The following is a 20,953-nucleotide window of genomic DNA, read 5'->3' on the forward strand; positions in this document are numbered from 1 at the left end:
TATTGTAATCACTAAATGGATAAAAAGAAACCACAAATAACGACATGAATAGGGAAAAAGCACCAAACCAAGTAATAAATACTGGTATGGCGCTCCGACTTTAGTTCCTAATTCTGAGCGGATTCATCATATGTTTAACCCGATCTCCGGATTGTAAACCACGAAAAAATCCGTAATCAAATAATTTTGCTGCCCCTTCAAATCGGCTCTCATAAGTCTTTGCCCCCATAACGACTGCAATAAGCCTATGCCCATCCCGCTGAGCCGAGCCTGCAATGCAGTATCCTGCCCGGTTATCGTGTCCTGTCTTTAAACCATCTGTACCCTCATAAGCGTAAATGCCACCCATAGCTGGCAACATAAAATTGCTATTACTTACATATAGCCCCTTATTCTTCAAATGCATTTGTGTACGGCTAGAAATATTGAGAATATCCGGATGATGATAGATTAGTGCAGCAGCCAATTTAGCGGTATCACGAGCTGTCATCATAGTCTCACCGCTAATATGCATATTCGGATCAGTGAAACCAAGATCCTTACCTGATAGTCCCGTTGCATTAGTAAATATTGTGCGAGAAGATAAGCCTAGACTACGTGCCTTGTCGTTCATCATGAGCACAAAAGAGGCTTCTGAACCAGCCATATACTCAGCCAATGCAACAGTAGCATCGTTGGCAGAATATATAGTGACTCCTTCGAATAATTCTCTTATAGTATAGAATTCCCCCCGCTTCAATGAGAGACTTGTGCCTCCCATTTTACTTGCATAGGCACTAATTGGGACTCTATCCTCCCATCTAATCATTCCAGAGGAGATTTGATCCAGCACAATCATTTCTGTCATTAACTTAGACACACTGGCCGGTGGCATGGGTACATCACCATTAATGTCCACCCATATATCTCCGGTATCCATATCTAGAAGCACCGCTGATTCCGCGTCAATATTCGGTTTAAAACCAAGCCCTGTTGGCCTCCATACCGCAAGCAAGACAACGACTAATACAGCTGCGATTGCCCCCACTACTATCCGTCTCTTCATCGTCGTCATCCTCCATACTATATATGACGAATGAAACTACAATTTGATTTCATTTTTCACAAAAAATTATTATTTTATTTTTCGTCCTCTTCCTTAATCCACCATTTGTAAGGGTCTATAATTGTACTTATAGAATTGACACGAACGCCCTGTAGGCGCTTATTTACTGGAACAATGGCTTTTCGTTCGGCAAAAAAGATCATAGGTACCTCTTCATTAACCAGCTTCTGCCACTCATAATATATTTCTTTACGATAATCCATATCGTATGCCTTCATACTTACGCCTTCACGAATCAGCTCTTCATTCCGCTCTGAAGACCAACGTGGATAGTTCCATAGATCATTTTCTCTCCATAGACCTGTTGGATCAGGATCACTCGCTAGCCCCCATACTCCGTAAAATAGTTCGATAGACGGATCATCGGCTTCCACTGCGTCGTAGAAAGTATGGAATTCTTTTAAAGCTCCACCGTTTAGCTGTACATCGAGTCCAACATCACGCCAATTTCTTAAGATGGCATTAGTACGTAGCTCTGCTGTTTGACTGCCTAGCATAGAATCAAAATGGATCATCAGCTTCTGGCCCTTTGGGTCTTCCCGTAATCCGTCACCGTCTAGATCCAAGAACCCAGCAACATCCAGCAGTTCCTTGGCCTTTGTAGGATTATACAGATAAGCATTAATCTCAGTATCAGGGATCTTCGCCCAGCTAGTACTAGATATTGGAGTCTCTACAGGCTCAGCTAGACCGTGGGAATATGCTTTGATGATCCCTTCACGATCTAAAGCATAATACATAGCTTGCCGTAATCTTTTGTCTTCAAATTTAGGGTTATCCATTACGATTGTCTCGGTTTTCGTATCCCAATGCCCGAATTTAAAACCTATATATTCATAGCCTAGCTCAGCAGTTTGCAGGATGTTTATATTCTCCAGTTTTTTTAGATCATCATAAGCATCCCGAGGGGCTGACTCTATATCAATTTCTCCTGTTTGAAAGCGTTCGGTCACTTCCTTATCGTCAAATGCCTTATACACTATCCCATCCAATAGCGCTTTGCCCTTGTAGTATTGATCAAAACGTTTCATTTCTACCCTCTGGCCAGGCTGAATATGTTCAACCTCAAAAGGGCCAATACCTATAGGAGATTTTCGCATCTGGTCACTTTCAGGCATATCTTTAACAGCAATTCCAGTATAGTATTTTTTATTCATCGGATAGGGCCACAGACTATCGATTGTATTTACCCGTGCAGCAGTTACAGTTATTTTCAAAGTATAAGGATCTATAACCTTTAATCCGGATATCCCCTTCGCTTCACCCTCATGATAGGCTTCTGCACCCTGAATCATTTCAACACTATAATAATGCGAGCCCGTGTAATCTGGACTAGCAATAGTTTCAATTGCGAATTTCCAATCCTCTACCGTTAATTCATCACCGTTATGCCAACGGATTCCCGGTTTAATTTTAAAGGTAAATACTTTATGATCATCAGATTCCTGCCAAGAGGCGATATTAGGAACCGTCACTAGTTCATCATTTACCTGAAACATCGGCTCAGTAATAAACTCCAGCACATGAAAATCATCTTCACCTTCATAAAAAGCAGGCTCAAACAAACCCGTAAATGGTGAGGAGAATCCGTAGGTAACTACTCCACCAGCTTGTGGCTTATCGTCTACTAAATTATGGCGCGAAGATAATGGATTACTGCTAGAAGTTGCTCTACTACATGCTGACAATAGAGTTGCCATCACGAGCAGCGTTAACAACAACCTGCATATTTTCTTATTATTCATGTGTTTCTTCCCTTCTCTAGTTGAACGTATATCTACATTTAAGCTATGGAACATAAATATTTTTACTGTAACAAAGTTTTATGGTGGTTACAATAACTTCTAAGCCCTAGGCCTTTACTCCTGCTTGAAATTCACTTATTTCGTTATATCTATAAAAAAAAGACCTGTCTCGTGGACAGATCTTCATTGAATCTATTCTTCATCTCTGTGCGTAATCGTTAAACCCTCAACATGTTTACGCTGCATCAACTTGCGCTTTTTACGTGTATCCTTACTCTCAAAAATAATATCAAAGTCATATTCCTCCGGGTATAACTCTTCTTTTGAAAGATAGGGCTTCAACCGCTTATGGTTAATTTTCATTTTTTGCTTCTGGATCATCACTCCAACCATTCCTAAATGATCTCTCTTCTCATAAACGATCCCTGTCCGGCCAAGTGACGTTACCACAACTGCATCTCCAATTTCAAATTGAATCAGCTTCTCCTTGCTGCGGTCAGATGGAGTAGCTTCTTCTTCTGCGTTGCCATGTTCCTCTACTGGAAGTGCAGCATATTCTTGCTCTCCATCTTTGCTGAAAAGACTTTCCCATGCCTCTCCGCTGCCTTTCTGTAGCCTTTGTTGCTGCGCCTCAACAATTTCCCATGATCTCTTAATAACGTTATCCTGTATCCCCAGCTTTTTAGCGATCTGCAGAGCATAACTTTCCCCCGCTTCTCCAATCGTCAATCGATACAACGGCTGTAGCGTTTCTTTATCAAATTCCATTCGCGCATTTTGAAAGCCCGTCGTTGCGGCTGCAAAGGCTTTTAGCTCATTAAAATGTGTAGTAACAATAATATTCGCCCCTTTACGGCTCAGCTCTTCCAGAATCGCGATAGAGAGCGCAATGCCTTCCCCGGGATCCGTACCAGCCGCCAGCTCGTCAATGAGCAGCAGCACCCCTTTAGATGCATCTCTCAGCATTCCCTCGATACTCTTCATTTGCGCGGAGAACGTACTAAGTGATTGTGCCAGACTTTGTCCGTCGCCAATTACACTGATCACATCCGTAAAAATAGTAAATTCGCTCCCCTCCTCGACCGGAATCAACAGCCCTGATTGAGCCATGATCGTCAGCAGCCCTAGTGTCTTAAGGACCACAGTTTTACCACCAGTATTTGGACCTGTAATGATGAGGGATTTATACCCCTTACCAACCTCCAGATTGATCGGAATCATCCCCTTCAGCATGGGATGCCTACCTCCATTCATCTTTAGAAAGCCTTTCGCATTCAGCGTAACAGCAGATGCCCCCAGCGTTCGTGCATATTTAGCTTTGGCGAAAATAAAATCATACGTGCCCGTAGCCTCAATATTAAGGTGCAGGGCAGCCTGTTCCTGTTCTACCAAGCTAGTCAGCATACTGAGGATAACAGCTTCTTCTCGAGCCTCTTCACCCAAAAGCAAATCAAGCTCAATTTGGAGAGCAGCGATCTCGTCTGGCTCAATAAACACCGTCTGTCCACTTGTGGATTGGTCAAGCACCGATCCTTTTATTTGTTTATGATATTCCCGTTTTACGGGGATAACGTAACGCCCACCTCGCTGACTATATATATTCTCCTGCAAAATCGATTGATGGCGTGACATAATTCCGTCGATTTTTTTATGAAGACGTTCTTTAGCCACTACAATCCGTTTCCGAACTCGCTCTAACCCCTTACTCGCTCCATCATCAATCGCACCAAAACGGATACAGCGATCAATAGCCTCTCTCACATGATTTAATTCCATCAACGAGGAAGCATACGCAGCAATTCGTGGAGCGCTTTGTTCTTTAGAGGCCATATATTTGCGTAATTGACTACAGCTCTTAAGAAATGTAGCAACTGCAGTGAAATCTTTCTCACTGTACAAATATCCAGTTCCCATTAAAGACATGATCCACTCAATACCCTCTAATGAAGGAATGGGTACACTCGATCCTCGTTCCAGCAGTTCTTTAGCTTCAGAAGTCTCCTCCATTGCTCTTTGAATCGTCGGCAAATAGGTCATTGGCATAAGCTCTTCTACAGCTTTTTTTCCTACATAAGATACTGCGTGGCGCCCAAGCTCTGTTTTAATGATTTCGTATTCCAGTGTATTTAGACTTTGTAAATTCACAGCAAATCCTCCTTCAAATCTCTATTGGTTTGGACCTAATTCTCCATAACGCAAAGAAGGGCAAAGAATGCCACTATGGCAGTCCTTGCCCTTCTTATACTGGTGCCCTCTATCGTCCTAAGGCCCCGAAATGAGAACAGGTGCCGAAAAACAAAAAAACCGTGCAATAAGAGCACGGTTAATTACAAAGAGAACAACAGCCGTAAAGAGGCCATTTGACGCTTCGTGTGTTCTTAACTAAATCATCCACCCGTAAGGAGCAACAGACTGCTGCGTAATACGAACTCAAATAGAGCACGTAATCGCCTCATGACGAGCCTGCTAAAGCCTTCCTAATCAAGTGTTATGAAATTGCTAGTTAAGAACGGTCACCAACATCAAAATTTCCCCTTTAGTTATAGGATAGCTGTAATTTAACATATTAAAGTTCCAACGTCAAACGATTCAACGCCCAAATAATTCGATTTCATGCTTACCCCACTATTAGTGCTTCCTTTTCTGCATACAAAAAAAGCAGCCGGTTTCCCGACTGCTTTTATAAAACGTCCTATTCCGTTGTGTAAGGAAGCAACGCGATTTGACGCGAGCGTTTTACAGCAATGGTAAGAGCGCGTTGGTATTTTGCACTTGTACCTGTTACACGACGTGGCAAAATCTTTCCACGTTCGCTGATGAACTTCTTAAGAAGTTCGGTATCTTTATAATCAATGTGAGTAATCTTGTTCACAGTGAAAAAGCAAACTTTTTTACGCTTGTTGCGTCCACCACGACGTGCCGGTCTTTTGTCGTTGTCAGCGCCTTCTCTTGGTTTAAAAGCCATATTCTTTTCAGTCCTTCCTAATTAAAATGGCAAATCATCATCCGATATATCAATCGGTTTACCATCGCCCGAAAAAGGATCTTGAGTATTGTTGTTACGCGAGAAATTATTGTTGTTATTTCCGCGTCCAGCGTTACCACCGCCACCATATGCTGGCTCTTCAGGCATACTACTTGCACCACTTGAAGTATTTCCACCTTCACGGCTCTGTGAAGATTCCAGGAAACGAACATTATCAGCAATAACTTCAGTTACGTATACACGTTTGCCTTCGTTATTCTCATAATTCCGCACTTGGATGCGTCCTTCCACTGCTGTCAGACGACCTTTGCGCAAGTAATTGGCACAGGTTTCTGCTAGCTGTCTCCAGGTTACAACCGGGATGAAGTCTGCCTCACGTTCACCGTTCTGGCCCGTAAAGTTACGATCTACGGCTAGCGTAAATTGCGTTACGGCAACACCAGCGGGAGTATAACGAAGTTCCGGGTCACGGGTCAACCGTCCGATCAAAATGATACGGTTCAACAATTCTGGTCCCCTCCTTTAGAGCGATTCATTACAAAGCTTGTCAAGATCTTAAGCAACGTCGTTCGTAATGAGATAACGAATAACTTCGTCAGAAATCTTCATAAGACGTTCTAATTCAGTAACTACTGCAGGTTCTGCATTGAAGTTAACCAAAACATAAACGCCATCACGGAATTTCTTGATCTCATACGCAAGACGGCGTTTACCTTGCACTTCGTGCTTTGTAATTTCCCCGCCATTGGAGATGATGCCTTGGAATTTATCGACTGCTGCTTGAACGGCTTCTTGTTCAATGTCAGGACGAATAATGTACATCACTTCATATTTGCGCATAATTTTCACCTCCTTATGGTCTGAGGCCCCTAATCACGTCAGGAGCAAGGAACGAGCACAAACATAGACTCGCACCTGATTAATATACCAAAATGAACAGCAGAGTGCAAGCAATATTAATACAGGACAACTCCTCCCCCTCTTTTACATGAAAAAATCACTACCTGCGCACAATAATTACGAATTCATCTACACTAAAAAAGGAGGAATAATAATGGGTGAGAAAACGGAATATGAAGAAGGCGACAAAGCCCCCAATCCAGGCATGTATACAGAGGTAGGCGAAGCGCGAAGCTTCCATACTGAGATTTCGAATCCACAGCACATTAAAATGGAAAAAGGGGATACCTTCCCTGAGACCACCAACAAAAATCGAAAGTGGAAAAAGGTTGAAAAAGCACGGGTCCACTAATTCAAAAATATTTTAAAAATAAATGTGTATAAAAAACCCGATATTACACATACTATACTCAGGCAGTACAAAAGAGAGGTGTGGTTCCGTTGGGCGTCGTAGACGAACACAATCACAGGAGATCTGATTCAGCATCTATTGTAAGCTGGGAAGAGTAGTGGGTTATTGTCTTAAAAAAGCATTAGCCTCAGCAACGCCTAAATCACTTTAGTCGCTATAAACAGAGAAATTCCAACATCATTGATGTACTGCCTCCTGAAGAAGGACCCGAAAGGGCCCTTCTTTTTGCGTTATATCTTATCCTGTGTATCGGCTATTATAGACACAAAAAAACCTCCGTTACAGGAACGAAGGATTCATTAAATCTTATATATGCTGAAGTGGCGGAGAGGGTGGGATTCGAACCCACGCACGCTTTGACACGCCTAACTGATTTCGAGTCAGCCCCCTTGGGCCTCTTGGGTACCTCTCCGCAGCAAAAATAATTGTATCATGCAGACATGCCATTTGCAAGCTTAATTATTGTCTGTATTTTCCTCAGCAGAGCGCAGTACCTTCTTCATATTCTTCTCGAATTTAGCACGGGGAATCAGAACACTATGCTGACAGCCTGTACATTTAATTCGGATATCCATCCCCATGCGAATGATTTCCATCTCATTAGATCCACAAGGATGCTGCTTCTTCATTTGCACTATATCCCCAAGCTGAAAAACTTTACGTTCCACTATTCTTCCCCCTCTTCTCCTTCTTGTGTAGCTGCGATTTGCCGTCTTGATCCAGTGTTTGCCGACCCTGTAACTTGTAGTGCATGTTCTGTCTTTGCAAGATCAATTTGAGCCTTCACCTCTGCCTCTGCTTTCTTACGTGCTTCTTCTTCAGCTTGAGCCAGTTCCAGCATGCTCTGTTTCTCTAATGCCTGCTTTATATCGTTCTGAATTTGTCTTTCCGCTGCATCTCTTGCATTAGGAGCACAACTGGCTGCTATACGAATCACATATTCCGAGGTGCTCATGGACTGTATACCGAGCACATTAGGGTAAGCAAGCACATTGGAGTTACGATCTTCTATTCCTTTTAACGCCTCGCCAATTAATCCTAACGTAGCTTCCAAGCTTTGCTCCATTTTAACAGGAACGTCAACTACAGCCAAAGCATTGGCAAGAGAATAGTTAGTCACATTCGTAATTAAGCCATTCGGGATAATAAACACTTCACCGGTAGCACTAAGTAGTCTTGTAGTTCGCAGTCCGATTAATTCTACTGTTCCTTTATAAGTCCCTGTCTGGATCACATCACCCACTGCAAATTGGTCCTCCAAAATAATAAAGAACCCTGTAATAACATCCTTCACCAGACTTTGTGCTCCAAAACCTATTGCTAAACCAAGCACACCCGCTCCGGCCAACAAGGGTGCCAAATCGAAGTGGAACTCTGAAAGAACGAGCATGATCATCACAAAATTACAGATAACTGTTACTACATTTTTCATCAATTCTCCTACCGTAGTAAACCTTCGTGTGTTAGTCAGAATTCTGCCACCGGTTTTACGTTCAAGCGAACGATCAATAATATTAGAAACAATTTTAATAATAACCCTAGTTAAGAGAAAAATAATAAGAATTCGTAGTCCTGAGAATAAGACATTGGCCCACATATCAGCATCGGTAAACCAATTCCACACCTTATCTTTAAAACGCAAAGCATCTTTTACAACATCATCGGAAGTAGTAGTCTCCAATATCCACTTATTCATATCGTGTATTCCTCCCTACCTCTCAATCAGTATGTAGTTCTCGTTGTGTTTTCTGTAGATACCGCGAATCTCGATATTCTGCTCAGTTACAATCTTCTGTACCTCTCCCAGCGCACTTTGATAAAACTGAATCGATATCGCGCACCCTGCCGTGATCTCTTTCGGGGTAGGGAATATATCAATTTCAATTTCTGCATATTCAAGCAGCATTTCAGCACGAAGCGCCTGCTGGGTAGAGTCAAACGCGATCAACATCTCTTCCTGCATATACGTTACGCCTCCCATAGGTTTATCGTCCTATCTCTTGCCGCTGTAGTATAAAACCCCTCTTCTATCCATATACTAGATACCATCAAATAGAATCAGCTTCAGAAAGGAAGATGGTATGAATTTTTCATCGAAGGCTACATCAGCGCAAGAAACGTCCTGTTTAAAAATATCACATACAGATCCCAATATCTATTCTGCGATCACCCACCGACTACTTTTCCACTTCGCACGCACACGTCCGGAGACACAGATTGTCGTCATTTGTGTGGGTACCGATCGATCCACAGGAGATTCTCTTGGTCCTCTTGTTGGCACTGCATTGTCACGTTTTCATAGTCCGCTATTTCATTTATATGGAACACTTGAAGATCCTGTTCATGCCGTTAACCTTGAGGAAACTTTAACCTTAATCAATGAAAGATATAGCAATCCCTTTGTCATCGGTATAGATGCTTGTTTAGGTCACTCTACTAGTGTTGGCTGTATCCAAGTTGTTGAAGGACCTCTAAGACCTGGCGCTGGCGTAAATAAACAATTGCCGCCGGTAGGTGATATCCACTTGACTGGAATCGTTAATGTCGGCGGCTTTATGGAGTATTTTGTATTGCAGAACACGCGATTAAGTTTAGTGATGCGATTATCTGATATTATTGCAACGAGTCTATATTCAGCCTTAAAGCAATGGAATCTTCATGCTAGGTCCGCTGCAACGCGAGAGTAACGACTTCTTTTTCTTCAGGTGATAGCACATATTGTGATTCACCATTCTGCATAGGTTTAGAGTAAATGTAAGAATTCTCACGATTATGAAGACTGGTTAACACAATACCACTGCTATTGTCATCCAGTATAGCGACTGAAAAGCTCAAATCATTGCCACGTTCACCAAAAGCATTATAACGCTTCAGCGCAATATTAGACTTCATGCCACGCATTCTAGTTTGAGTAGCTTCTAGCACGACTTTTTGCTCGCGTTGTTCTTCTTCCAACATGTCGCTTTGGTTCTTCAGATCAATCAGAAGGCCTTCCAGATCCTCCACACCGCTTCCAGCCATCATGGCCTCATACTTACGCCGCATAGTGCGTAACTTAGCCCCCTGGGCGATCACAGTGATTACCAGCACCAACATTATTACTGTAAAAGCAAATACAAACCACTGCAACTGCTCACTAATTAATTGATTTAATTCAGACATGAATGGACCATCCTTTTTATTTATCTGCTGCGGGCATTGCCATATAAGTCATCCATAGCAGCCAGCATTCTGCTTATATTATGCTCTGTCGTATCTACGCCTACACTCGCCCGAACAGCACCACTCTCTAGCGTGTCAACCGCCTTATGTGCCAAAGGGGTACAATGCATGCCCGCTCTGACCGCTATTTTATAATCACGATCTAGACGGTGAGCGATATTTGCTGACTCTTCTCCATCCACCACAAACGATACAATACCTGTTCTCGGAGCGCCTAGAGAGGGTCCTAATAGTCTAATGCTCGGGATGTGGGACAAACCCTCCATCAGTCTTTGAGTTAACGCCCACTCTCTCTCATGAATAACGCTCGTCCCTAAAGATTGTACCTTTTGAACACCTGCTAGTAAACCGGCAATCCCTACCGTATTTTGCGTTCCCGCTTCATACCGATCTGGACGAACAGAGGGCTGTTCACTGTTTTCCGATTGACTACCAGTTCCTCCATGCATCAGGGGTTCAAGGTCCAATTCAGGTGATATATAAAGTCCGCCGGTTCCTTGTGGTCCAAGTAGTCCCTTATGCCCCGGAAAAGCCAATAAGTCGATATTCATTTTTTTAACATCAATATCAATTGAACCTGCGCTTTGAGCAGCATCCACTAGAAATACAGCACCATGCGATTTAACGATATCGCCAATATCGCCAATAGGCAGTATGCTTCCAAGTAAGTTGGAGCTGTGATTACAAATCACCATTTTGGTGTTTGGCTGAAAAGCATTTTCGAGTTCTTGTAAATCCAACTGTCCTTCATGATCCACTTTTAAATAGTCAACTTTTATCCCTAGTGTCTTACGCAAGTATTCCAGCGGCCGTCTCACAGAATTGTGTTCTGTCATCGTTGAAATCACGTGATCTCCCGCTTTAAGCGTCCCTTTGATCGCCATATTCAAACTCATCGTAGTATTATGGGTAAAAGCTATATCTTGCGCATTAGATACACCAAACAATCCAGCCAGTACACTTCGCGTCCTTACTAATACTCGACCGCTTCCTATCGCTAGTGAGTGATTACCTCTGCCAGCATTTGCTCCTGACTGCAGAGCATCCATCATCGCAGCTGCAACCTCTGGTGGTTTAGGCCAAGAGGTAGCTGCGTGATCCAGATATACGAAGTCTTCCATAACCCCGCTCCTCGTCTAATACCCTTTTTAATCAACTTATCTAAAAAAACATACCCCTAATTATCCGATTAAGGATATCTCAGGATATGTTCTTGGCATAGATACCCATTTAGTTACCCAATAATTCCAACAATCTTTCTAAATCCTGAGCACTGTAGTAATTCAGTTCAATCTTCCCTTTTTCCTTACCCTGTTTTATTTTCACCGTTGTTTTAAAACGTTCACGCAATACTTCCTCTACATTATCAATATAGGGATCACGTTTAACAACTTTGATTTTTACTCCATTAGTAGGTTTTCGGTCCAAGTTCTTCACTGTTTCTTCTAGTTCTCTTACACTCCACTGTTGTTCCACGCATTGTTCTGCCAGTTGTTTAATTACTTCTGGATCCTTCAAAGCAACAATTGCCCGTGCATGCCCCATTGACATTGTTCCACGTGAAACATATTCTTTTACTTCTTCAGGTAAAGAAAGCAATCTCAGGAAATTGGCGATATGTGATCTGGACTTTCCAACCTTAAGCGAGAGTTCTTCTTGCGTGAGTGAAAACTGATCCATTAGGCCTTGGTAAGCCACCGCAATTTCCATTGCATTTAAGTTCTCACGTTGCAAGTTCTCGATTAACGCTATCTCCATGACCTGTTGATCACTAAGGTTTCTAACGACTGCTGGAATTGTAGCTTTACCACAATATTGCGAGGCACGGAATCTGCGTTCGCCGGCAATGATCTCATACCCCTTCAATACGCTACGAACAATGATCGGCTGAATCACGCCATGTTGTCTGATAGATTCCGCTAGTTCATGAATGGCCTCTTCATTAAAATCTTTGCGTGGTTGATATGGATTAGCCCGAAGTTGAGCTAAAGGGATCTCAACCACCTTATCATCTTCATTAATTGATAAAGAAGGGATTAGCGCATCCAGACCTTTCCCTAAACGTTTACTCATAAGAAATCACTTCCTTTGCCAACTCTAAATACACTTCTGCTCCTTTAGAGCGAGGATCATAAGTAATAATGGATTGTCCATGTGACGGCGCTTCACTTAACCGGACATTCCGAGGAATAATCGTTCTATATACTTTTTCTTGGAAATACTTCTTAACCTCTTCTATTACTTGAATTCCCAGATTGGTCCGGGCATCAAGCATTGTCAATAATACTCCCTCTATCTTCAGATGCGGGTTGAGATTTTTTTGCACCAGACGAACGGTGTTTAAAAGCTGACTCAAGCCCTCAAGTGCATAATACTCACACTGAATCGGGATGATTACCGAATCCGCTGCAGTAAGGGAATTGATTGTTAAAATACCAAGTGAAGGAGGACAATCGATGATAATATAATCATAATTGTTTTTAACCGCATTCAGCGCCTTTTTTAGCTTTAGCTCTCTGGAAATCGTCGATACCAACTCGATTTCCGCGCCCGCTAATTGAATGGTCGCCGGAATGATATGCAGTCCTTCATTTTGAGTTTCCAGTATGGTTTCTAGAGGATTTACCTCATTTATAAGAATGTCATATATACAATTCGCCACGTCCGCCTTGTTGACGCCAACGCCGCTAGTAGTGTTACCTTGAGGATCGATATCAACTAGAAGCACTCTTTTTCCTAATGTAGCCATACCGGCACCTAGGTTCACGGAGGTTGTTGTTTTACCGACACCGCCTTTTTGATTTGCTATGGCAATAATCTTGGACACTTATTTCACCTCGAATAGTTAGGAAGAATCTTCTCGTAGATCGCAAGTACAAATATTCCTGACGCTGATGTAACGTCACACTTTATGAAGAATATAGACAACTATTATATACTGGAACTTTAAATTATAGGCCTAGCCAACACATCCCGGTTCTAGCCACACCAAAGGCGGCCAATCACCTCGAGGCCGCCTTCAGCTTTTGAAACAATTTATCTTTTGGGGATTTGGATTACAATCTCGTAATGGTCACCACGGTCATTTTCTGACGTTTTGATTTCCATCCCTGAGCCTGACACCATATCAATAGATTGACGAATTGTATTAAGAGCTAGACGAACATCCTTGGTATAGGAGACCCGTTTCGATTTTTTAGTTTGTGAGACTTGTTTGTAGAAAGCAATACGAGCTTCTGTTTGTTTAACGTTTAACCCTTTTGCAATGATCTCTGCCAACACTTTCAGTTGCATCTCCACACTATCGAGTGATAATAGTGAACGTGCATGTCTTTCAGAAATCTGACGCTCCATCAAGGCCATCTTAACTTCTTCAGGCAGATTGAGTAAGCGAATCTTATTTGCTATGGTAGACTGACTTTTGCCTAATCGTTGTGCCAAGCTTTCTTGCGTCAATTGATGAAGATCAATTAACTTTTGATAAGCAACAGCTTCTTCAATAGAGGTCAAGCCTTCACGCTGTAGGTTTTCTATAAGCGCAATAGATGCGGCCTGTGAATCATTGAATTCACGAACAATGGCTGGAATCGTCTCTAAACCAAGCTTTTTAACCGCACGCCAGCGTCGTTCACCTGCGATAATCTCGTACACGGAATCTCGCATGCGTACAACTATGGGTTGAATGACCCCATGAGTTTTAATCGTCTGGCACAACTCATCGATCTTATCATCGTCGAATATCGTCCGCGGTTGGTAAGGACTGCTAATGACCTCATGAACTGGTATTTGTTTGATTTCTTCTCCGCTGCTCCGCTCGTTAAATCCAAATAGCTTGGTAAATTGTTCTTTCATTCCGTTCATAACCACCTAATTTCGTTATAGTACGATCTTCTTGACCTTCTTCTCGGAAAGCGTATCGTACAGCAATAAAAAACATTCTGATATTATGGAATGACCTGCTGCTATCAGGCATCATAATCTCTCCTTCTTTCGAACAAGAGTACAGAGAAGGAGTTATATACAAAATTAAAAGTCTACTATGCTATTCTATCACTTTTCTCTACATAATCATATTCTCCGTAAAGACCTATTTTTCCTGCATTTTCATAATGATAGCCGCTTAATAAACATATCAATCTAGTTTATCTTTTAATTAATGTTCATTTGAGATCGTATTCGCAATTCCAAACAAAAAAAGGTCATCCTCTTAAAAGAGGATGACCTTAAATATATTTTCCAATTTATAATGTTTCACGTGAAACATTATTTGATTAGTGGTGTTTTGGCAGGAATTCCCGCTTTTCGTGGGTACTTAGCAGGAGTGGCACCTGTCTTACGAATAATGACAATATGTCTCGCCGACCCTTCCACAGGCAAGCTGAATGACTCTACTTTACCAAGTTGAGCACGAAGCTCTTTTAAGCTGTACTTCGCCTCACTTAATTCTTCTGAAGGATCACTTCCCTTCATGGCAGCGAAAACTCCATCCTTACGTGTGAAAGGAAGACAAAATTCATTCAACAAGGATAATCTTGCCACCGCGCGCGCAGTCACCAAATCATAGGCGTCACGATGCTTGAATTGCCGGGCAATATCCTCCGCACGACCATGAATCAATTGCACATCAGTTAATTTCAACGTAGTACAAACATGCTGCAGAAAAGAGATCCTTTTACTCAATGAATCAATGATCGTAAGCTTCAAATGTGGGAAACAAATCTTAAGCGGAATCCCTGGGAATCCGGCTCCCGAACCGACATCTGCCAAATTGTTTATCTCATTGATATTAAGGAAAAAGGCTAGAGAGATCGAATCATAAAAATGTTTCGTGTAAACCTGCTCACGCTCTGTTATTCCAGTGAGATTCATTTTTTTATTCCAGGATACGAGTTCTTTATAGTAAAGATCGAATTGCTCCAATTGTTCTGCTGTAAGTGTAATGCCTCTTTCTTGTAAAAGCTGTGTGAATTGAATTTCCGTATTATCCATAGATTATCCTTTCGCCGCGGTTACCCGGTTGTAATGCTCGAGATATACGAGGAGAATAGAAATATCGGCAGGTGTGACTCCCGCAATCCGAGAAGCCTGCCCGATAGAAATCGGACGGATCTTAGTCAGCTTCTGCCGAGCTTCCATCGCTAATCCATGGATTTCATTATAATTAATGTCATCTGGAATTTTCTTCTTCTCCATCTTTTGCAAGCGCTCCACATGTTGAAGCTGTTTTTCAATATATCCGGCATATTTGATTTGGATTTCCACTTGCTCCTTCATTTCTGCATCCAGCATTTCCGGTGATGGCGAGACTTGATCCACAAAACTATATACAAGCTCTGGACGCCGCATCAGAACAAGTAAATTACTGCCGTCTACAATAGGTGCCGATTCGTATTGTGCTAGTACATGGTTTACCTCGACAGGTTTAACCTTTGTCTCTTGTAGGCGAACAATTTCACGCTCCACCCGTTCTTTCTTATCCGTGAAGTTATCGAAACGTTCTTGTGTGATCAAACCAATGTCGTAACCAATAGGTGTAAGTCTTAGATCTGCATTGTCATGACGAAGCAACAAACGATATTCTGCACGTGAAGTAAGCAGACGGTAAGGTTCATTAGTGCCCTTAGTCACCAGATCATCAATGAGTACACCAATGTATCCCTGTGAACGATCTAAGATTACGGGTTCTTTGTCTTGTACTTTGCGCGCTGCATTAATTCCAGCCATTACACCTTGGCCAGCTGCTTCTTCATAACCGGAAGTACCATTGATTTGTCCAGCAGTGAAAAGACCTGGTAGACGTTTAGTTTCAAGAGATGGCCATAGCTGTGTAGGAACCATTGCATCATATTCAATAGCATAGCCGTTACGCATCATCTCTACCTTTTCCATCCCAGGGATGGAACGCAGAATCGCCAGCTGTACATCTTCAGGAAGACTGGTCGACAGACCTTGAACATAGTATTCCGATGTATTTTTTCCTTCTGGCTCTAAAAAGATCTGATGCTTAGATTTATCACTAAATCTTACTACTTTATCTTCAATAGATGGGCAATAACGTGGACCTGTTCCTTCAATAATACCCGTAAACATCGGCGCACGATGAAGGTTGTCATTAATAATCTGATGAGTAACCTCAGAGGTATAAGTTAACCAACAAGGAAGCTGTTCATTGTTGGATGATTTCGTCTCAAACGAAAAGAATTTAGGCTCATCGTCGCCGGGTTGAATTTCTGTCTTCGAGAAATCGATCGTATCGCGATGTACACGTGGTGGTGTACCTGTCTTAAAACGCACCAATTCAAAACCAAGTTCCCGCAAATTCTCAGATAGCTTCACTGATGGCTGCTGATTGTTAGGTCCACTCTCATATGTCAATTCACCCATGATCACTTTACCACGCAGGTAAGTACCTGTGGTCAGGATAACTGTCTTACTATGATATTCCGTTCCTGTCTTCGTAACTACACCCGCACAACGTCCATCCTCAACGATTAAACGCTCAACCATCCCTTGCCGAAGCGTCAAATTAGGCGTTTTCTCCATCGTTTCCTTCATTGTATGTTGGTACAAGAACTTATCAGCTTGTGCACGCAATGCATGCACCGCAGGTCCCTTCCCTGTGTTAAGCATACGAAGCTGAATAAAAGTCTTATCTATATTACGGCCCATTTCTCCGCCTAGCGCATCAATCTCACGCACCACATGTCCTTTGGCAGGTCCGCCTATGGACGGATTGCAGGGCATGAATGCAACCATATCCAGGTTAATTGTGATCATCAACGTGCTGCAGCCCATCCGTGCTGACGCTAGAGCTGCCTCGCAACCGGCATGACCGGCGCCAATGACGATTACGTCATAGTTGCCTCCATCATAACTCATGTCCTGTTTCCCCCTAATTGTTATATTAAAATGTAAAACCTATTTTCCTAAACAAAATTGTGAGAATATTTGATCTAACAAAGAATCTGCCGCTGTATCGCCTATAATTTCACCAAGCTGTTCCCATGCGAGCCGTACATCAATTTGAATCATATCAATCGGTATATACTGTTCCGCCGCATCGTATGCATCTTGTAGCGATTTATAAGCCTTTTTGAGCAAGGCAATATGTCTCACATTACTTACATATGTCAAGTCACCCGATTCCAGCTTTCCACCAAAAAAGAGTGTCGAAATGGCATCTTCAAGTTTGTCTAGACCTTCCTCTTCCAGAACGGACATCGGTACGATGTTGGACTCCTCAAAGAAAGAGAGCAACTTATCCTTATCCAGTTTGGGTGGTAAGTCCATTTTATTCATGATCACTAGGCATTGTCTACCGTGGATTTGTTCCATCAATGCCAATTCGTCCTCATGTAGCTCTTCGTTAGCATTTAGCACAAGTAGAATCAGATCCGCATCACTAACTGCCGCCTTGGAACGTTCTACGCCAATCTTCTCCACTACATCCATCGTTTCACGAATTCCCGCCGTATCAAGCAGCTTAAGCGGAATGTTGTTTATCGTTATATATTCTTCGATGACATCCCGTGTTGTTCCAGGAATATCTGTTACAATCGCTTTGTTATCACGTGCTAACGCGTTTAATAATGAAGATTTACCAACATTGGGACGACCAACTATAGCTGTCGTTATCCCTTCACGAAGAATTTTTCCTTCATTAGAAGTCTTAAGAAGCTTTGTGATTCCTTCCATCACTTCACTGCTTTTATCTTTAATAAATTCAGCCGTCATGGATTCTACATCATGCTCTGGATAATCTATATTCACTTCGATATGAGCCAGCATCTCAATAAGTGTATGACGCAAAGCATGAATTCGATCCGACAAGGATCCACTGACCTGCTTTAAAGCCACCGAAAAAGCGCGATCCGACTTCGAGCGAATGAGATCAATAACCGCCTCAGCCTGTGATAAATCTATACGTCCGCCCAAGAAAGCACGCTTGGTGAACTCACCCGGCTCGGCTAACCTTATCTCCTGCTGAAGAAGTAAATCCATCACCCTTCTTACAGAAATTACACCACCATGAGCACTAATCTCTACTACATCCTCGGTCGTAAAAGAACGTGGGCCCTTCATCACGGTTACTAGTACTTCTTCCATCTTCTCTCCGTTATCCGGACTAACGATATGCCCATAATGAACGGTATGCGATTCCGCTTCAGTTAACGGAACTCGGCTACGAAACAGAGGCGCCACTTGGGAAATAGCCTGCGGGCCACTTACCCGAATAATAGCAATTCCTCCCTCGCCTAATGCCGTCGCTACGGCAGCAATGGTGTCACTAAGCATGCTGTTTTTCACCCCAGAACCTATATTTTTTTGATCATAAACGGTCTTATATTGTTAAAAAAGCAATGACCCCTTACATTGGTCAAGGAGTCATTGCATCATATAGTCTTTACTTCAAAGTTATAACGACGCGGCGATTTGGCTCTTCGCCCTTACTAAGGGTATTCACTTGCCGATGATCCTGTAATCTGGAGTGAATAATTTTCCGCTCCTGAGGTGACATCGGTTCCAGTACTACCTCTTTACGAGTCCGAATGACACGACCGGCTAAACGATCAGCCAGCTCTTCGAGAGTTTTTTTACGCCGCTCACGGAAGTTCTCCGCATCTAGCACAAGCCGTATAAAACTGTCGGAGTAACGATTAGCTACGATATTAGCCAAATACTGCAGAGCATCGAGAGTTTGTCCTCTTCTACCAATCAACAGTCCCAAATCTGGACCTGATATCTGCAGAATCGTGGATTCCTTGGTGTGGACGATTTCGACTTCCACTTCGAGCCCCATGCTCTTAGCGACATCCACAATGAAATGAACGGCTTCTTGGTAAGCTTCCTCCACCGGTTGTCCGGAATCTTGGCGTGGCACACCGCCGTTAGCCTCCTGTTTGCTCTCTCTTGTTGACTGCTGAGGCAGTGACGGAGCACTCGCCGCTGATGCCGGTGCGGCTTCGGCTATCAAGGTTAACTCAACCTTGGCACCTTTCGCACCGATCAATCCCAGGAATCCTCTTGATGGCTGCTCAAGTACGTCGACCGTTACCCGGTCCTTTTGAACTCCAAGCTGGGTTAGTCCCCGTTCTACAGCTTCTTCAATGGTTTTCCCTGTTGCGACGACTTTGCTCATTTTGACTTTTTGGCTCCCTTCGATGCTTTACTGCCGCCTTTGCTCTTCACAGCAGTTGAGTCATCTGTACTTTTCACAGCACTTGCGATTGCCAATTTGTGTTTATCGTTGTTGCGATATAAGAAATAGTTCTGAACAATAGTGTAAATGTTACTGTATACCCAGTACAGCGGCAATGCTGCTGGGAAGTTGTAGGACATAACGAAAATCAGAACTGGATAAATCATCATCATGAACTGCATTGGCCCTTGTTGTTGCATCGGGTTCATTTTAGTCATCATTCTAGTTTGTATAAATGTTGTTAATGCTGCAAGCACTGGTAAGATAAACAGATGATCCGGCTTACCTAGCTCCAGCCATAAGAAGGAGTGCTCCCGTAGATGTGGATTATAGTAGATCGAGTTGTAGAGAGCGATAAAGATAGGCATTTGTACGATCAGCGGTAAACAACCCGCCATTGGATTAACCTTATTCTCTTGGAACAAACGCATCGTTTCTTGCTGCACCTTTTCAGGTGTGTCTTTATATTTTTTCTGGATCTTTTGGAGTTCCGGTTGAATGGCTTGCATTGCCCGCGAGCTCTTCACCTGTTTAATCGTAAGCGGAAGAATCAGCGTGCGGACAATAATAACCATCACAAGTACGGCTAAACCATATTCTCCGTTAAACCAATCAGCAAACTTGTCCAAGGCAATGGCGAAATAATACACTACATTACTTTGCCAGAAGCCTCCATTCTTTAAATCCTCCGTAGTGTGCGTAACAGCAGCTGACGGAGCGCATCCCGACAGAACAGCTAACGACAACACCATCACTGTGATGAGGAGAAACCATTTTCCCCGTCTAGTCTTCATTAGAGACACTTCAAAACCCCTCTCTTGAACATTCCATTCCACCGTAAATCATACCATAATTATGAGCACAAATAAACAAGCCTCTTATGCGTCCTTTATTTGCGGGAAGCCTTTAGTAGCTTGGCTTTGCGCAGTACATGCAGCACGCTTTTTTCGAGCTCTGCGTATTCCATGGAAAGCGCTCCTTTTCTTACGATAAACACCATATCGAGTCCACCTGCAATTTCAGGTTCATGATGACGGACGATTTCCTTCACCAATCTTCTCATTCGGTTACGGACAACCGCGTTTCCAACCTTTTTACTGACCGATATCCCAACTCTAAATCGCTCTACCTCTTTTTTGCTAAACCAATACACTACAAATTGATGATTCGCAAATGACTTCCCATGGCGATATACACGACTGAAGTCGGCACGGTTTCGTAATCGTAACTTTTTGTGCACGGGAATCTCCTTCATAAATCCGGTTAAAAGTATCCCTCCGAATTTTTTTCTTCTAATAGTATAGTCATTTGGATGTCGCCATAAACGACCGCGACTACAACGCTGAGATTTCCCTTCTATATTATAGAAAGAAAAATATTCTCA

At 42.7% G+C, this 20,953-nt stretch carries 22 protein-coding genes and 1 tRNA gene; 2 read left to right on the forward strand and 21 right to left on the reverse strand.

Annotated elements, in window-relative coordinates; genetic code table 11:
* Positions 1-100 precede the first annotated feature (100 nt).
* The 6 genes from L1028_RS14280 to rpsF form a co-directional block, all read right to left on the reverse strand.
* Positions 101-1,045 (reverse strand): D-alanyl-D-alanine carboxypeptidase family protein, encoded by a 945-nt coding sequence (locus L1028_RS14280; RefSeq protein WP_234534882.1) that lies wholly within the window; start codon positions 1,043-1,045, stop codon positions 101-103.
* A 74-nt stretch (positions 1,046-1,119) separates the two neighbouring features.
* The gene (gene opp4A / locus L1028_RS14285; RefSeq protein WP_234534884.1) at positions 1,120-2,850 is read right to left on the reverse strand and encodes an oligopeptide ABC transporter substrate-binding protein; all 1,731 of its coding nucleotides are present in this window, start codon (positions 2,848-2,850) and stop codon (positions 1,120-1,122) included.
* A gap of 192 nt (positions 2,851-3,042) precedes the next feature.
* Positions 3,043-4,995, reverse strand: a complete 1,953-nt coding sequence (locus L1028_RS14290; RefSeq protein WP_234534886.1) for an endonuclease MutS2 — start codon at positions 4,993-4,995, stop codon at positions 3,043-3,045.
* 547 nt (positions 4,996-5,542) lie between these two features.
* Positions 5,543-5,815 (reverse strand): 30S ribosomal protein S18, encoded by a 273-nt coding sequence (gene rpsR / locus L1028_RS14295; RefSeq protein WP_036651767.1) that lies wholly within the window; start codon positions 5,813-5,815, stop codon positions 5,543-5,545.
* A 21-nt stretch (positions 5,816-5,836) separates the two neighbouring features.
* A complete protein-coding gene (gene ssb, locus L1028_RS14300) occupies positions 5,837-6,343 on the reverse strand; it encodes a single-stranded DNA-binding protein (protein WP_036677780.1) in 507 nt (168 codons plus the stop codon).
* Between the two features lie 48 nt (positions 6,344-6,391).
* Positions 6,392-6,676, reverse strand: a complete 285-nt coding sequence (gene rpsF / locus L1028_RS14305; protein WP_036677776.1) for a 30S ribosomal protein S6 — start codon at positions 6,674-6,676, stop codon at positions 6,392-6,394.
* A 214-nt stretch (positions 6,677-6,890) separates the two neighbouring features.
* On the opposite strand from rpsF, the gene L1028_RS14310 reads away from it, so the two are divergent.
* Positions 6,891-7,088, forward strand: a complete 198-nt coding sequence (locus L1028_RS14310) for a YjzC family protein (protein ID WP_042131720.1) — start codon at positions 6,891-6,893, stop codon at positions 7,086-7,088.
* A gap of 381 nt (positions 7,089-7,469) precedes the next feature.
* On the opposite strand, the gene L1028_RS14315 is transcribed toward L1028_RS14310, so the two are convergent.
* The 4 genes from L1028_RS14315 to L1028_RS14330 form a co-directional block, all read right to left on the reverse strand.
* A tRNA-Ser gene (locus tag L1028_RS14315) sits at positions 7,470-7,560 on the reverse strand.
* A 43-nt stretch (positions 7,561-7,603) separates the two neighbouring features.
* Positions 7,604-7,816, reverse strand: coding sequence for a DUF951 domain-containing protein (locus tag L1028_RS14320; protein ID WP_042193044.1), 213 nt, complete (start codon positions 7,814-7,816; stop codon positions 7,604-7,606).
* Positions 7,816-8,844: a mechanosensitive ion channel family protein gene (locus tag L1028_RS14325; RefSeq protein ID WP_234534888.1), complete on the reverse strand. Its 1,029-nt coding sequence runs from the start codon at positions 8,842-8,844 to the stop codon at positions 7,816-7,818. Before L1028_RS14325 ends, L1028_RS14320 begins: the two co-directional genes overlap by 1 nt.
* A 15-nt stretch (positions 8,845-8,859) precedes the next feature.
* Positions 8,860-9,111, reverse strand: a complete 252-nt coding sequence (locus L1028_RS14330; RefSeq protein WP_234534913.1) for a putative Se/S carrier protein — start codon at positions 9,109-9,111, stop codon at positions 8,860-8,862.
* 118 nt (positions 9,112-9,229) lie between these two features.
* Between L1028_RS14330 and yyaC the strand changes: the two genes are divergently transcribed.
* Positions 9,230-9,835, forward strand: a complete 606-nt coding sequence (gene yyaC / locus L1028_RS14335) for a spore protease YyaC (RefSeq protein ID WP_234534890.1) — start codon at positions 9,230-9,232, stop codon at positions 9,833-9,835.
* On the opposite strand, the gene L1028_RS14340 is transcribed toward yyaC, so the two are convergent.
* The 11 genes from L1028_RS14340 to rnpA form a co-directional block, all read right to left on the reverse strand.
* On the reverse strand, positions 9,810-10,310 hold the full coding sequence (locus L1028_RS14340; protein WP_234534892.1) for a DUF4446 family protein: 501 nt from the start codon (positions 10,308-10,310) through the stop codon (positions 9,810-9,812). The two genes, yyaC and L1028_RS14340, sit on opposite strands and share 26 nt — an antisense overlap.
* A 20-nt stretch (positions 10,311-10,330) precedes the next feature.
* Positions 10,331-11,491, reverse strand: a complete 1,161-nt coding sequence (locus L1028_RS14345) for an aminotransferase class V-fold PLP-dependent enzyme (protein WP_234534894.1) — start codon at positions 11,489-11,491, stop codon at positions 10,331-10,333.
* 109 nt (positions 11,492-11,600) lie between these two features.
* Positions 11,601-12,443 carry a ParB/RepB/Spo0J family partition protein gene (locus L1028_RS14350; RefSeq protein ID WP_234534896.1) on the reverse strand — a complete coding sequence of 281 codons (843 nt, stop codon included), beginning with the start codon at positions 12,441-12,443 and terminating at the stop codon, positions 11,601-11,603.
* Positions 12,436-13,197, reverse strand: a complete 762-nt coding sequence (locus L1028_RS14355) for a ParA family protein (protein ID WP_042131728.1) — start codon at positions 13,195-13,197, stop codon at positions 12,436-12,438. Before L1028_RS14355 ends, L1028_RS14350 begins: the two co-directional genes overlap by 8 nt.
* A 209-nt stretch (positions 13,198-13,406) precedes the next feature.
* Positions 13,407-14,222 (reverse strand): nucleoid occlusion protein, encoded by an 816-nt coding sequence (gene noc / locus L1028_RS14360; RefSeq protein ID WP_234534915.1) that lies wholly within the window; start codon positions 14,220-14,222, stop codon positions 13,407-13,409.
* Between the two features lie 411 nt (positions 14,223-14,633).
* Positions 14,634-15,359, reverse strand: a complete 726-nt coding sequence (gene rsmG / locus L1028_RS14365; RefSeq protein WP_234534899.1) for a 16S rRNA (guanine(527)-N(7))-methyltransferase RsmG — start codon at positions 15,357-15,359, stop codon at positions 14,634-14,636.
* A 3-nt stretch (positions 15,360-15,362) separates the two neighbouring features.
* Positions 15,363-17,249, reverse strand: a complete 1,887-nt coding sequence (gene mnmG / locus L1028_RS14370; protein ID WP_042193060.1) for a tRNA uridine-5-carboxymethylaminomethyl(34) synthesis enzyme MnmG — start codon at positions 17,247-17,249, stop codon at positions 15,363-15,365.
* A gap of 39 nt (positions 17,250-17,288) precedes the next feature.
* The gene (mnmE, locus tag L1028_RS14375) at positions 17,289-18,665 is read right to left on the reverse strand and encodes a tRNA uridine-5-carboxymethylaminomethyl(34) synthesis GTPase MnmE (RefSeq protein WP_234534901.1); all 1,377 of its coding nucleotides are present in this window, start codon (positions 18,663-18,665) and stop codon (positions 17,289-17,291) included.
* 109 nt (positions 18,666-18,774) lie between these two features.
* Positions 18,775-19,509: an RNA-binding cell elongation regulator Jag/EloR gene (jag, locus tag L1028_RS14380; RefSeq protein ID WP_234534902.1), complete on the reverse strand. Its 735-nt coding sequence runs from the start codon at positions 19,507-19,509 to the stop codon at positions 18,775-18,777.
* Complete coding sequence (locus tag L1028_RS14385) at positions 19,506-20,372, reverse strand: YidC/Oxa1 family membrane protein insertase (RefSeq protein WP_042193068.1); 867 nt, start codon at positions 20,370-20,372, stop codon at positions 19,506-19,508. Before L1028_RS14385 ends, jag begins: the two co-directional genes overlap by 4 nt.
* Positions 20,373-20,458: 86 nt before the next feature.
* Positions 20,459-20,809: a ribonuclease P protein component gene (gene rnpA / locus L1028_RS14390; protein ID WP_234534903.1), complete on the reverse strand. Its 351-nt coding sequence runs from the start codon at positions 20,807-20,809 to the stop codon at positions 20,459-20,461.
* Positions 20,810-20,953 lie beyond the last annotated feature (144 nt).

Origin of the sequence: Paenibacillus pseudetheri (assembly GCF_924513355.1) — a bacterium.
GTDB lineage: Bacteria > Bacillota > Bacilli > Paenibacillales > Paenibacillaceae > Paenibacillus_AQ > Paenibacillus_AQ pseudetheri.